Origin of the sequence: Jiangella anatolica (genome assembly GCF_003236295.1) — a bacterium.
GTDB lineage: Bacteria > Actinomycetota > Actinomycetes > Jiangellales > Jiangellaceae > Jiangella > Jiangella anatolica.
Genome location: NZ_POTW01000018.1, coordinates 22,916 through 35,352, shown reverse-complemented (window position 1 = coordinate 35,352; position 12,437 = coordinate 22,916). Strand labels below are relative to the sequence as shown.

The window sequence follows — 12,437 nt, the reverse complement described above, 5'->3', positions numbered from 1 at the left end:
CCGCCGCCCGCCCCGCCTCGTCACTGCCGCTCCGCCGCCAGGCCTGCCGCTGCCCGGCGCAAAGTTGATCATGGAGAAATCCGGCTTCCTGAGCCAGGGAAGCCCGGTTTCGCCATGATCAACTCCTACTGCGCAAGAAGTCTTGCTAAAGGCTTCTTTAGCAAGGTAGCTTTAGGTTCATGGCCAGCGAGGAGCAGAAGATCACCGACCCGCAGTCGATGCGGGCGCTGGCGCACCCGTTGCGCCTGCAGCTCATGGACCTGCTCGGTCTCGAACCGGAGCTGACCGCCACCGAGTGCGCCGAGCGCACCGGTGAGAGCGTCGCCAGCTGCTCGTTCCATCTGCGCATGCTGGCCAAGTACGGCTACGTCGAGCCGGGGGAGCCGCGCGGGCGGGAGAAGCCGTGGCGGCTGGCCAGCCGCAGCCGCACCATCGGGCCCGACGTCGAGAACCCGGAGTCGGTGCGGGAGGCGTCGGCGTTCGCGCGGATCATCGTCGAGCGCGAGGCCGACCGGCTGCGGCGCACGCTCGCCCGGGTCGCGGAGCTCGGGCCCGACTGGCTCCAGTCCATGGTGATCAACACGTCCGCCTACTGGATGACGCGCGAGGAGCTGACCGAGTCGATCGAGCGGCTGGCCGAGTTCCAGACCGAGCTCTTCGAGCGGTTCGCCGAGCGCCGCGACAACCCCGAGGCGCGGCCCGACGGCGCCCGCGTCGTCCACTTCCTCGGCGCCCTGAGCCCCGACCCCGACATCGACGCCCATCACTGAGCAGCAGGGAGACCGCCATGTTCATCGACCCCAGCGTCCACGCCGACCCGCACGCCGAGCGCCGCACGTCCGCCGCCGAGTACCGCGCCCGCCGGGCGCTCGTCCGCTCCCGGCGGTTACGCCGCTGGGCGGACCGCTCCGCCCGGCTCGCGACCATGCTCGAGCGCCGTGCCAGGGACCGCCGGACCGTCGTCAACCCGCTGATCCGCGCCGCCTGAGCCGATGCCGTCGGCGCTGGCGCACCGGCAGTTCCGCCGGCTCACGGTCGCTTGGACGTTCAGCAACTTCGGCGACAGCGCGCTCTACCTCACCGTCGCGATCTGGACCAAGGACCTCACCGGCAGCAACGCCGCCGCCGGGCTGGTCTTCCTGATGCTCGGGCTGCCGGTGTTCCTCGCGCCGCTGGCCGGTCAGCTGGCCGACCGGGTCTCGCGCAAGCGGCTGGTCGCCGTCGTCAACCTGGTCGCGGCGGCCGGGGTGCTGGCGCTGCTCGCCGTCGACGACGCCGCCGACCTGTGGCTGATCTACCTGGTCACGTTCGGCTACGGCTGGGTCGGCTACGTGACCAGCGCGGCACAGTCCGGGCTGCTGCGCGACCTGCTCGACGACGACCAGCTGGCCGGCGCGAACGGGCTGCTCACGACGCTCGACCAGGGCCTGCGGCTGCTCACCCCGCTGGCCGGCGCCGGCCTCTACGCGCTCTACGGCGGCGGCGCGGTCGCGGTGCTGACGGCGTCCATGCTGGTCATCGCCGCGCTGGTGCTGCTGACCGTCCGCGTCGAGGAGAGCCCGCCGACGCCCGCCGACGAGCGCGAGGGGTTCAGGCGCGAGCTGACGGCGGGGTTCCGGCACCTGCGCGCCACGCCCGCGCTGGCCGACCTGACGCTGCTGCTCGGCATCGCCGTGGCGATCACCGGCTTCGCCAACTCGGCGACGTTCGCCATCGTCGAAGGGCTGAGCCTGCCCAGCGAGTTCTTCGGGGTCATCGCCAGCATCCAGGGCGGCGGCTCGATCGCCGGCGGGCTGACGGCGGCGGTGCTGATCCGGCGCCTGGGGGAGCGGGCCACCGTCGGCGTCGGACTGGTCCTCATCGCCGCCGGGCTGGGCGTCGCGCTGACCCCGTCGCCCCTCGTCGTGAGCGCCGGTGCGGCCGTCCTGGGACTGGGCGTCGTCTGGGCGGTCGTCGGCATGGTGACGCTGCGGCAGCGGCTCACCCCGGCGCGCCTGCAGGGACGCACGTCGGCCGCGACGAACATGGCGCTCAACGGGCCGCAGGTGGCCGGCACCGCGACCGGCGCCGCGCTGATCGCCGTCGTCGACTACCGTGTGCTCGTCGCCGTCATGGCCGTCACGATCCTGACCTGCGCGATCATCCTGCTGGCCCGCCGCATTGCCGCGCCGGACGCCGTCGCGACGGAGGAACCGGCCGGCCTGGTCGGGTAGGAGTTGGGTCCGCGCGCCCGGATCTGGCACAATGACCTGCTGAACCGGCGGTCGTGCGGCCCTCTCACCCTCGAACACCGGATCCATCGAATCGTCGTCATCGGTGCCCCACTCAGGTGACGACGGCTCACCCGTGCGTGAACATTCCAAGGAGACTCCACCCCAGTGGCTGTCAAGATCAAGCTGAAGCGGATGGGCAAGATCCGCGCGCCGCACTACCGCATCGTCGTGGCCGACTCGCGCACCAAGCGCGACGGCCGGGCCATCGAGGAGATCGGCCTGTACAACCCGAAGACCGAGCCGAGCCTGATCCGGGTCGACTCCGAGCGCGCGCAGTACTGGCTGGGCGTCGGCGCGCAGCCGACCGAGCCGGTGCTGGCGATCCTCAAGGTCACGGGTGACTGGCAGAAGCACAAGGGCCTTCCGGGCGCCGAGGGCACGCTGAGGGTCGCCGAGCCGAAGCCCGAGAAGCGCGCCGCGTTCGACGCCGCGCTGGCCGAGGTGCACGGCGAGCCGAAGTCCGACGCCACCACGCCGAAGAAGAGGCCGGCCAAGAAGTCCACCCCGAAGAAGGACGCCGAGGCCAAGGCCGACGCGAAGGCGGACGAGGCGAAGGCCGCGGCTCCCGCCGAGACCGTCGAGGCTCCGGCCAAGGCTCCGGCCGAGGAGACCAAGGCCGAGGAGACCAAGGCCGAGGAGACCAAGGCCGAGGCGCCGAAGGCCGAGAAGAAGGCTGAGAAGAAGGCCGAGGCCAAGGCCGACGAGGCCCCCGCCGAGGCGAAGGCCGACGACGCGCCGGCCGCCGAGGCGAGCACGGACGAGTCCTGATGCTGGCCGAGGCGCTGGAGCACCTGGTCGCCGGGGTGGTCGACCACCCCGACGACGTCAGCGTGCGCACGCGTCAGCTCCGCCGCGGCCGCCTGCTGGAGGTCCGGGTGCACCCCGACGACCTCGGCAAGGTCATCGGCCGCGGCGGCCGCACGGCCACGTCGTTCCGGACGGTCGTCTCGGCGCTGGCGGACGACGGCGGTGTACGCATCGACTTCGTCGACGTCGACGGGCGCTGACGACGGCGTGATCGTCACCGTCGGGCGCATCGGGCGCGCGCACGGGGTCCGCGGCGAGGTCAGCGTCGAGGTCCGCACCGACACGCCGGACGAGCGGTTCGCGGCCGGGACGGTGCTGGTCACCGACCCGGCCCGGCGCGGGCCGCTGACCGTGCGCGACGTCCGCTGGCACAGCGGCCGGCTTTTGGTCGCGTTCGAGGGCGTCGCAGACCGCACCGTCGCCGAGGGCCTGCGCGGCACGCTGCTGCTGGCCGAGATCGGCGACGACGAGACCACCGGCGACCCCGACGAGTTCTTCGACCACCAGCTGGTCGGGTTGACCGTCGTCGGGGTCGACGGCGCCGAGCTCGGCGTCGTCCGCGAGGTCATCCACGCGCCGGGCCAGGACCTGCTCACCGTCGGCCGCACGGGCGGCGGCGAGGCGCTGGTCCCGTTCGTCAGCGAGATCGTGCCGGAGGTCGACGTCGCCGGATCGCGGCTGGTCGTCGACCCACCACCCGGACTCTTCGAGGACTGATCGTTCTCATGCGGATCGATGTCGTCACGATCTTCCCGGACTACCTGACGCCGCTCGATCTTTCCCTGGTCGGGAAAGCCCGCGAGGCCGGCGTCCTGGACCTGCGCGTCCACGACCTGCGCGACTGGGCCACCGACCGCCACCGCACCGTAGACGACACGCCGTACGGCGGCGGCGCCGGCATGGTGATGAAGCCCGACGTGTGGGGCGCGGCGCTGGATGACGTCGTCGGGTCCGGCGCCGACGGCAGCCTCCCGCGGCTGCTGGTGCCGACGCCGTCGGGCCGGCCGTTCACCCAGGACGTCGCGCACGAGCTGGCCGGCGAGCCGTGGCTGGTGTTCGCCTGCGGCCGGTACGAGGGCATCGACGCGCGGCTGGTCGAGGACGCCGCGACCCGGATGCCCGTCACCGAGCTGTCGCTGGGCGACTACGTGCTCAACGGCGGCGAGGTCGCCGCGCTGGTCGTCGTCGAGGCGGTCGCCCGGCTGCTGCCCGGCGTCGTCGGGAACCCGGAGTCGCTGGTCGAGGAGTCGCACGGCGCCGACGGCCTGCTCGAATACCCCGTCTACACCAAGCCGCCGACGTGGCGCGGGCTGGACGTGCCCGAGGTGCTGCTGTCGGGCCACCACGGCAACGTCGCGCGGTGGCGGCGCGACCAGGCGCTGCGCCGTACGGCCGAGCGCCGGCCGGACCTCGTCGCCCGGCTGGATCCGTCCGCGCTGGACGCGCGCGACCGCGAGGTGCTCGACGAGGCCGGGTTTCCGGTTCCGCCGCCGTCTGTGGCAGACTGACCTGCTGGTGCCCGGCTCGCGACGCCCCTGCCACAGGGGGAGCGCCGACGCGAATATCCGGGCCCGCCGACCCTGACAGCACCTGAATCCGTTGGCGACCTGTGGCGCCCGCGAGAGAGCGAACCCGATCATGCACCTGCTCGACTCCGTCGACTCCGCGCAGCTGCGCGACGACATCCCCGCCTTCCGCGCCGGCGACAACCTCAAGGTTCACGTCCGCGTCGTCGAGGGCAACCGGTCCCGTATCCAGGTCTTCCAGGGCGTCGTCATCCGCCGCCAGGGTTCGGGCATCCGCGAGACGTTCACCGTCCGCAAGGTGAGCTTCGGCGTCGGCGTCGAGCGCACGTTCCCGGTGCACACCCCGGTCATCGAGAAGATCGAGCTGGTCACCCGCGGCGACGTCCGCCGGGCGAAGCTGTACTACCTGCGCAACCTGCGCGGCAAGGCCGCCAAGATCCGCGAGAAGCGCGAGACGGCCTGACGCTCCCTCGAGGGAAACCCGGTGGCACGGCACGGCACCGCCACCGGGTAGCGTGCCCGAGGCACGTATTGTTGCTCACGTGCCACCCGAAGCGTTCGACTCTTCGCCGGGCTCGCCCGGGAAACCCCAGGGAGATGCCGTGACCGAGGAGAGCGTGCCTCGGGAAGGCGACGGGAGCCCGCGTCGCGGTGGCGACGACACCGAGACGCCGGCCAAGGGCGGCTCGCGGAACGGGCTTGCCGCCTTCTTCAAGGAGACCGCCATCGTGGTGGCGCTCTCCCTGCTGATCGCAACGATCGTGCGGATCTTCCTCGTGCAGGCCTTCCTCATCCCGTCCGGGTCGATGGAGGACACCCTGCTCGTCGGCGACCGCGTGCTCGTGTCGAAGATCAGCTTGCAGTTCGGTGACATCCACCGCGGCGACGTCGTGGTCTTCGAGGACCCCGATCGCTGGCTCGGCGACCAGGCCCCGTCCGGCGGCTCCGGCGTCGGCGGCGCGATCAAGGACGTCTTCGAGTTCGTCGGCGTGCTGCCCGACGACGCGGAGGAGCACCTGATCAAGCGCGTCATCGGCGTCGGCGGCGACACGGTGGCCTGCTGCGACGACGCGGGCCGCATCACCGTCAACGGCGAGCCGATCGACGAGTCCGCGTATCTCTATCCGGGCGACTCGCCGTCGCTGAACGAGTTCGAGCGGACCGTCCCCGACGGCGAGCTGTTCGTCATGGGCGACCACCGCTCCAACTCCGGCGACTCGCGCATCCACGGGACGTTCTCCGAGGATCTCGTCGTGGGGCGGGCCTTCGCCGTCGCCTGGCCGTTGTCGCGCTGGGGCGGCATCAGCAGCGACGGCGCGTTCGACGACGTCCCCGAACCCTGATCGGCCATGTCCACACTCGCCCGGCGACACATCCTGGTCCGGCGTGACGCCGGACTCTATGCCTATGAGCGGACACTGGCCCGGTCCGGCTTCGCGCCTGTCGCGGGCGCCGACGAGGCCGGCCGGGGCGCCTGCGCCGGCCCGCTCGTCGTCGGAGCCGCCGTCCTGGCGCCGGGGAAGCGCGGCGAGGTGCCCGGCCTGGCCGACTCCAAGCTGCTGACGCCGGCCGCCCGCGAACGCGCCTACGACCAGGTCATCGCCCGCGCCGTCGCCTGGTCGGTCATCATCGTCCCGCCCGACGAGGTCGACCGCGTCGGGTTGCACCGCAGCAACATCATCGCCATGCGCCGCGCCCTCGCCCGCCTCGACCCGGCGCCGTCGTATGTGCTCACCGACGGCTTCCCGGTGACCGGGCTGGGGGTCCCGGGCCTGGCGATGTGGAAGGGTGATCAGGTAGCCGCCTGCATCGCCGCGGCGTCGGTCATCGCCAAGGTGACCCGCGACCGCATCATGTGTGAGCTGCACGAACAATGGCCCTACTACGGGTTCGACGCGCACAAGGGCTACGTGACCGACGAGCACCAGCAGGCGCTGACCGCCTACGGTCCGAGCCCTGTTCACCGACGTTCCTACGCCAACGTCGCGCGCGTGGTATCCCTTGGAGACGAAGGCTGGAAAGGGGAACCCGACCTATGAGTGCTGAGGATCTCGAGAAGTACGAGACCGAGATGGAGCTCTCGCTGTACCGCGAGTACCGCGACGTGGTCGGCCTGTTCTCGTACGTGGTGGAGACCGAGCGGCGCTTCTACCTCACGAACAACGTCGACTTCCAGGTCCGCGGCGAGGGCGGCGACGTCTACTTCGAGGTGACGATGAGCGACGCCTGGGTGTGGGACATGTACCGCCCGGCGCGCTTCGTCAAGAACGTCAAGGTCGTCACGTTCAAGGACGTGAACGTGGAGGAGCTCGCGAAGAGCGATCTGGAGATCCCCAAGAGCTGACGGAGCGCTCCGCCGCCGGGCCGGCGACCACGGCCGGCCAGCACGCACGCGCCGTGGTCGCGATCCCAGGCGTGTCCCGGGGCGAGTGTGGGCCGCCACGGCCGACGCCTGGTCCGGCCCGCGTCCGGGCGAGCGTGGGCCGCCACCGCCGGCGGCGGCCCACCCGTGAACCCGGGGCTTGCTCGCGCGCTCCGGCGGTCAGTCGTCCAGGACGAACGTGACCTCCATCGCCACCTGGTAGGCGACGATCTGCCCGTCGCTGATCTCCACCTTCTGGTCCTTGACCCAGGCTCCGGAGACGTTGCGCAGTGTCTGGTTGGCCCGCGCGATGCCCACGCGGACGGCGTCGTCGAAGCTCGTCTCGGACCGCGCGCTGATGTTCGTGATGCGTGCGACAGAGCCCATGATCGGATCCCCTTTCCCGGTCGGCGCCGCCGGATTGGCCTGCGCCCCATTGCGTTCATGCATACCCCTTTCGGCCAGGTCATGTACGGGTTTCCAGGGGACTGGCGGTCGATCCGAGCCGCCAGCCGCCGTCCTCGCGGCTGACCCAGCCGCCCGCCGCCAGCTCACGCAGCGCCGTCGCGACCGTCCGCGTGGGCAGGCCGGTGCGGATGGCCAGGCCGGTGACGGTCTCCACCGCGCCCGCGTACATCCACTCGCGCACCATCGCGTGCGCCGGCAGCAGGTCGTCGATCGGCCGCGACTCCGCCTCGGGGTCCGCCGGGGCGTGATCGCCGAGCCGGCCGACCGCCTCGAGGATGTCGTCGATGCTGGTGACCAGCGTGCCTGCGCCGTTGCGGACCAGCGTGTGGCAGCCGGCGGAGAGCTTCGACGTGATGGGACCCGGCACGACGAGCGTCTCGCGGCTGAGCTTCTGGGTCCATCCCGCCGTGCTGAGCGCCCCCGACCGCGGCGCCGCCTCGACGACGAGGGTGCCGGCGCTCAGCGCGGCGATGATGCGGTTGCGGGCGAGGAACCACGCGCGCATCGGCCGGCTGCCCGGCGGCACCTCGCTGACGATCAGCCCGCCGGACGCGATCCGCTCCAGCAGCTGGGCGTTCTGGCGCGGATACGGCACGTCGACGCCGCACGCCAGCACGGCGACCGTCAGCCCGCCGACGGTCAGCGCGCCGCGGTGAGCGGCCTGGTCGATGCCGAACGCGGCGCCGGACACCACCGTCCAGCCGGCCAGCGCGAGGTCGGTCGCGAGGTCGGCGGCGATCCGCAGGCCGTACCGGGTCGCGGCGCGCGACCCGACGACCGCGATCGCCGACTCGGTCAGCGCCGCGAGGTCGCCGTCGCCCGACAGCCACAGTCCCAGCGGCGGCGGCACCCGGTCACTGCCGAAGTCCAGCGTCGCCGCCATGTCGTCGAGCTGCGCAGGCCACTCCGGTTCGCCCGGGCAGAGGTAGCGGATCCCGTGCTCGTCCGCCCGCTCGATCAGCTCTCCGCCGTCGACGTGTTCCGCCCGGCGGCGCAACGTCCTGGAGCGGTCCAGCTTGTCGTCGCCGCCGCACACGGCGTGCCAGGTCGCCTCCGCGCCGGCGGCGCGGATCCGCAGCGCGACGCCCTCGTCGCCCGGTTCCGTGACGGCCGACAGCGCGGCCCGTGCCGCCCGCTCGGCGGAGGAGACCGTCGGCCCCAGTCTCTCGCTGTTCATGTCACCTCCCTCGGCAGCTGCGCAGCGCAACGGCCTCGTCGTGCGGCTCGGTCCTGCTGAGCGGCGCCATCTGGGTCCCGCGTCCGGCGGCGGTCCGGGTCGGGTTCGGATCCTCGGTGTTCGTCCGGCACCTGATGACCGAGACGGCGCGTGGTGAGCACGCCGGGGGTGACGGGCGGCGCCGCTGGTGCCTCGGGTGCCGTCGAGGGACCGGTGGAGCACGGTTGGTTGGTGGTCATGACGCCTCCCTGCGGCGTGGGCGGCGCGTGTCGACCAAGCCGGCGGTGGCGCCCAGCGTGGCCGGTGGCTCGGGCGCCGCCGAGAGAGCGGTCAGGCCAAGTTTCGTCGGACGTCATAGCGGCTCCCCTTGGCGCAGGCGAAGTGCGGTGAGCACGTCCCCGGCAGTGGGCCGGTCCCGGCCGGCGAGGTCGGCGACCGTCCAGGCGACCCGGAGCACCCGGTCGACGCCGCGGAGGGTGAGCTCGCCCCGGCGGACCTCGGCGAACACCGGCGCGGTGACGGCGGCCGGCAGCCGGAGCTCGCGCCGCAGGTAGGGGCCGGGCAGTTCGCCGTTGCACCGCCACGGTGTGCCGCGCAGCCGCCGCTCCTGCCGCTGACGGGCCTCGGCGACCCGGTCGGCGACGACCTTGCTGGGCTCGGCCCGTTCCGCCGCGAGGTCGAGGTCGGCCATCGTCGGGGCGTCGACGGTCACCTGGATGTCGACGCGGTCGCGGACCGGCCCGGACAGCCGCTGGTCGTAGCGGCGGACCGCGTCGGGCTTGCAGGTGCACTCCCGGACGGTGCTGCCGAAGTTGCCGCACGAGCACGGGTTCTGCGCCAGCACCAGCAGGAATCGCGCCGGGAACACCGACGTCGCCTCCGAGCGCGCCAGCGTCAGGGTTCCGCTCTCCAGCGGCTGGCGCAACGCGTCGAGCGCTCGCGGGTGGAACTCCGGCGCCTCGTCCAGGAACAGGACACCCCGATGAGCCAGGCTGGCCGCGCCGGGCCCGGGCACCCGCGACCCGCCGCCGACGATCGAGATGAGCGACGAGGTGTGGTGCGGGTCGGCGAACGGCGGCCGGACGATCAGCGGCGCGCCCGGCGGCAGCACGCCGGCGATCGAGTGGATAGAGGTGACCTCCAGCGACTCCTCCAGCGAGAGGTCGGGCAGCAGCGACGGCAGCCGGCGGGCCAGCATCGTCTTGCCCGAGCCCGGCGTGCCGGTGAGCAGCAGGTGGTGATGGCCCGCGGCGGCGATCTCGACCGCGCGCTTCGCACCCTCCTGACCCGCCACGTCCGCAAGGTCGAGGGCCTCGTCGGCGGCCGGTGCGAGCACGTCGCCGGAGCCGTCGAGCTCGTCGGGCGGCTCGTCCGGGATCTCCGTGCCGCGCAGGAACGCCAGCACCTGCCGCAACGACCGGGCGCCGAACACCCGCATGCCGGGGATCAGCCGGGCCTCCGTCGCGTTGGCCTCGGGGACGACCGCCTGGCGATGCCGCGCACGTTCGGCCGCCAGGACGGCCGGCAGCACGCCGCGGACCGGCCGCAGCCGTCCGTCCAGCGCCAGCTCGCCGAAGAACATGACGCCGTCCAGGGCCCCCGCCGGGACCTCCTCGGCCGCCGCCAGGATCGCCACCGCCACTCCGAGGTCGAAGTGGCTGCCACGCTTGGGCAACGACGCGGGCGACAGGCTCGCGGTGATCCGCTGCAGCGGCCACGGCTCGTGGCTGGACAGGATCGCGGCGCGCACCCGGGCGCGCGACTCGTTCAGCGACGCGTCCGGCAGCCCGACCAGCGAGAACCCCGGCATGCCGCCGATGTGCACCTCGATGTCGACGACCGTGGCCTTCACGCCGACGAGGGCCACGCCGTGGCAGCGTGCCAGCCGGGTCACTGCGCACCTCGCACGTGCACGATCTGTGGCTCGTGGCGGCCGCGCCGGTGCACAGCGATCACGTCGATCCGCAGCTGCGCGTCCGCCCGGCCGGCGGACTCGAGCCAGCGCCGCGCCAGGCGGTACTGCCGGGCGAGCTTCTCCGGGGTGACGGCGTCCAGCCCCGAACCGAAGCCGAGGCCGCTGCGCGTCTTCACCTCGCACACGACGACCGTCGCTCCGTCGAGCGCGACGATGTCGATCTCGCCGATGTCGCAGCGCCAGTTGCGCTCGATCACGACGAACCCGGCCCGCTCCAAGTGCTCGGCGGCGACCTGTTCGCCGTAGGCGCCGATGCCGTCCTTGACTCGCATCCGCCTCACCTCCCGGCCATCAGCGTCGCCGAATCGGGCGGCCGGTTTCGGCGAGAAATGGCCGAATGTGGATAACCGGAGAGATCCATTCGGGCTGTGGACGAGCGGCCGCCGCGCGGCGTGGCGGCACGGGCGCCGCGCCCGGCCGGGTGATCCTGGAGGCATGGACGCCGAGGAGCTGCCGGAGCCGCTGGCCGCCGTGGTCGCGGAGTTCGCGCGGCACCTGGCGGCCGAGCGCGACCGCTCCGAGCACACCGTCCGCGCCTACAGCGGCGACATCGCCTCGCTGATGGAGCACCTGGTGCGGCTCGGGCGCACCGACGTCGGCCAGCTCGACCTCGCGGCGCTGCGCAGCTGGCTGGCCGGCCAGAGCACCCGCGGCCGGTCGCGCGCCACGCTGGCCCGGCGTGCGTCGGCGGCGCGGGTGTTCACGGCGTGGGCACACCGCAAGGGCCTGCTGCCCGAGGACATCGGCGCGGTGCTTGCGACGCCGAAGGCCAGACGGGCGCTGCCTGAGGTGCTGCGCGCCGGCGAGGCCGCCACGTTGATGGACGCCGCTGCCGACGACGCCTCCGACGGCGAACCGGCGAAGCTGCGCGACCATGCGCTGCTGGAGCTGCTGTACGCCACTGGCATCCGGGTCGGCGAGCTGGTCGGCCTCGACGTCGACGACCTCGACGACGGGCGGCGGGTGGTCCGGGTGCTCGGCAAGGGCCGCAAGGAGCGGACCGTCCCCTACGGCGTTCCGGCCGCCGAGGCGCTGGCCGCCTGGCTGCGGTCGGGCCGCCCTCGGCTGGCCAAGCCCGCCGCCGGTCCCGCCCTGTTCGTCGGTGTCCGCGGGGGCCGACTCGACCAGCGCGCCGCCCGGACGATCGTCCACCAGCGGCTGCAAGCGGTACCGGGCGCACCCGACCTCGGCCCGCACGGACTCCGGCACACGGCGGCGACGCACCTGCTCGAAGGCGGCGCCGATCTACGCAGCGTCCAGGAGCTGCTCGGCCACGCCTCGCTCGGGACGACGCAGATCTACACGCACGTGTCGGTGGAGCGGCTGCGCCAGGCGTACCGGCAGGCGCATCCGCGGGCCTGACGAGGCCGGCGTCCGCTCGTGCTTGTCCGGAGGCTGCACCGCTCGCCGAGGCGGGGCTGGTCCACGTCGAGCAGGTCGGTACGTGCTCGCTCCCTGGACCGCGCGGCCCGGCCGCGGCCTATGCCCTGGGTTCCGTGGCCGACGCCCGGCCGCGGCGCGTGCAAGACGGCGCCGCGGGTCAGCCGGCCGGGCGCTGGTCGGCTGGTCCACGTCGAGCAGGGTGGGCACGTGCTCGGTCCCGGGTCCGCGCGGCTTCGGCGGCGGGCTCAGCCCTGGGTTCCGTGGCCGACGCCCGGCCACGGCGCCTGCGAGACGCCGCCGCGGGTCAGCCGGCCAGGCGCTGGTCGGCTGGTCCACGTCGAGCAGGGTGGGCACGTGCTCGGTCCCGGGTCCGCGCGGCTCGGCCGCGGCCTCAGCCCTGGGTTCCGTGGCCGACGCCCGGCCACGGCGCCTGCGAGACGCCGCCGCGGGTCAGCCGGCCAGGCGC

At 73.2% G+C, this 12,437-nt stretch carries 15 protein-coding genes and 1 pseudogene; 12 read left to right on the top strand and 4 right to left on the bottom strand.

Annotation, left to right across the window (positions count from 1 at the left end; genetic code table 11):
* The first annotated feature begins 179 nt into the window (after positions 1–179).
* The 11 genes and pseudogenes from C1I92_RS34355 to C1I92_RS09710 all read left to right on the top strand — a co-directional run bounded on the left by C1I92_RS34355 (position 180) and on the right by C1I92_RS09710 (position 6,950).
* A complete protein-coding gene (locus tag C1I92_RS34355; RefSeq protein WP_111254471.1) occupies positions 180–770 on the top strand; it encodes a winged helix-turn-helix domain-containing protein in 591 nt (196 codons plus the stop codon).
* 17 nt (positions 771–787) lie between these two features.
* Positions 788–988 carry a hypothetical protein gene (locus tag C1I92_RS33720; protein WP_111254470.1) on the top strand — a complete coding sequence of 67 codons (201 nt, stop codon included), beginning with the start codon at positions 788–790 and terminating at the stop codon, positions 986–988.
* A gap of 4 nt (positions 989–992) precedes the next feature.
* Positions 993–2,213, top strand: a complete 1,221-nt coding sequence (locus C1I92_RS09750) for an MFS transporter (protein WP_111254469.1) — start codon at positions 993–995, stop codon at positions 2,211–2,213.
* Between the two features lie 165 nt (positions 2,214–2,378).
* A pseudogene (gene rpsP, locus C1I92_RS09745) lies at positions 2,379–2,924 on the top strand (30S ribosomal protein S16); the annotation flags it as partial.
* 116 nt (positions 2,925–3,040) lie between these two features.
* Positions 3,041–3,280, top strand: a complete 240-nt coding sequence (locus C1I92_RS09740) for an RNA-binding protein (RefSeq protein WP_111254467.1) — start codon at positions 3,041–3,043, stop codon at positions 3,278–3,280.
* Positions 3,281–3,287: 7 nt separating this feature from the next.
* A complete protein-coding gene (gene rimM / locus C1I92_RS09735; RefSeq protein WP_111254466.1) occupies positions 3,288–3,797 on the top strand; it encodes a ribosome maturation factor RimM in 510 nt (169 codons plus the stop codon).
* An 8-nt stretch (positions 3,798–3,805) separates the two neighbouring features.
* A complete protein-coding gene (trmD, locus tag C1I92_RS09730) occupies positions 3,806–4,588 on the top strand; it encodes a tRNA (guanosine(37)-N1)-methyltransferase TrmD (protein ID WP_111254465.1) in 783 nt (260 codons plus the stop codon).
* Positions 4,589–4,715: 127 nt separating this feature from the next.
* Positions 4,716–5,069, top strand: coding sequence for a 50S ribosomal protein L19 (gene rplS / locus C1I92_RS09725; RefSeq protein WP_046772397.1), 354 nt, complete (start codon positions 4,716–4,718; stop codon positions 5,067–5,069).
* Between the two features lie 139 nt (positions 5,070–5,208).
* Entirely contained in the window at positions 5,209–5,949 is a 741-nt protein-coding gene (lepB, locus tag C1I92_RS09720) for a signal peptidase I (RefSeq protein ID WP_158564061.1), read from the top strand.
* 6 nt (positions 5,950–5,955) lie between these two features.
* Entirely contained in the window at positions 5,956–6,645 is a 690-nt protein-coding gene (locus C1I92_RS09715) for a ribonuclease HII (RefSeq protein ID WP_111254463.1), read from the top strand.
* The gene (locus C1I92_RS09710) at positions 6,642–6,950 is read left to right on the top strand and encodes a DUF2469 domain-containing protein (protein WP_069113938.1); all 309 of its coding nucleotides are present in this window, start codon (positions 6,642–6,644) and stop codon (positions 6,948–6,950) included. The genes C1I92_RS09715 and C1I92_RS09710 overlap by 4 nt, the downstream gene beginning before the upstream one ends.
* A 198-nt stretch (positions 6,951–7,148) precedes the next feature.
* On the opposite strand, the gene C1I92_RS09705 is transcribed toward C1I92_RS09710, so the two are convergent.
* The 4 genes from C1I92_RS09705 to C1I92_RS09690 form a co-directional block, all read right to left on the bottom strand.
* Positions 7,149–7,355 (bottom strand): dodecin family protein, encoded by a 207-nt coding sequence (locus C1I92_RS09705; protein ID WP_111254462.1) that lies wholly within the window; start codon positions 7,353–7,355, stop codon positions 7,149–7,151.
* A gap of 79 nt (positions 7,356–7,434) precedes the next feature.
* Positions 7,435–8,613, bottom strand: a complete 1,179-nt coding sequence (dprA, locus tag C1I92_RS09700) for a DNA-processing protein DprA (protein ID WP_111254461.1) — start codon at positions 8,611–8,613, stop codon at positions 7,435–7,437.
* Between the two features lie 352 nt (positions 8,614–8,965).
* Entirely contained in the window at positions 8,966–10,507 is a 1,542-nt protein-coding gene (locus C1I92_RS09695; protein ID WP_233506899.1) for a YifB family Mg chelatase-like AAA ATPase, read from the bottom strand.
* Positions 10,504–10,860, bottom strand: a complete 357-nt coding sequence (locus tag C1I92_RS09690) for a YraN family protein (RefSeq protein WP_111254460.1) — start codon at positions 10,858–10,860, stop codon at positions 10,504–10,506. Before C1I92_RS09690 ends, C1I92_RS09695 begins: the two co-directional genes overlap by 4 nt.
* 163 nt (positions 10,861–11,023) lie before the next feature.
* Here C1I92_RS09690 and C1I92_RS09685 point away from each other — a divergent pair, with 163 nt between their 5' ends.
* Positions 11,024–11,950 carry a tyrosine recombinase XerC gene (locus tag C1I92_RS09685; protein ID WP_111254459.1) on the top strand — a complete coding sequence of 309 codons (927 nt, stop codon included), beginning with the start codon at positions 11,024–11,026 and terminating at the stop codon, positions 11,948–11,950.
* Positions 11,951–12,437 lie beyond the last annotated feature (487 nt).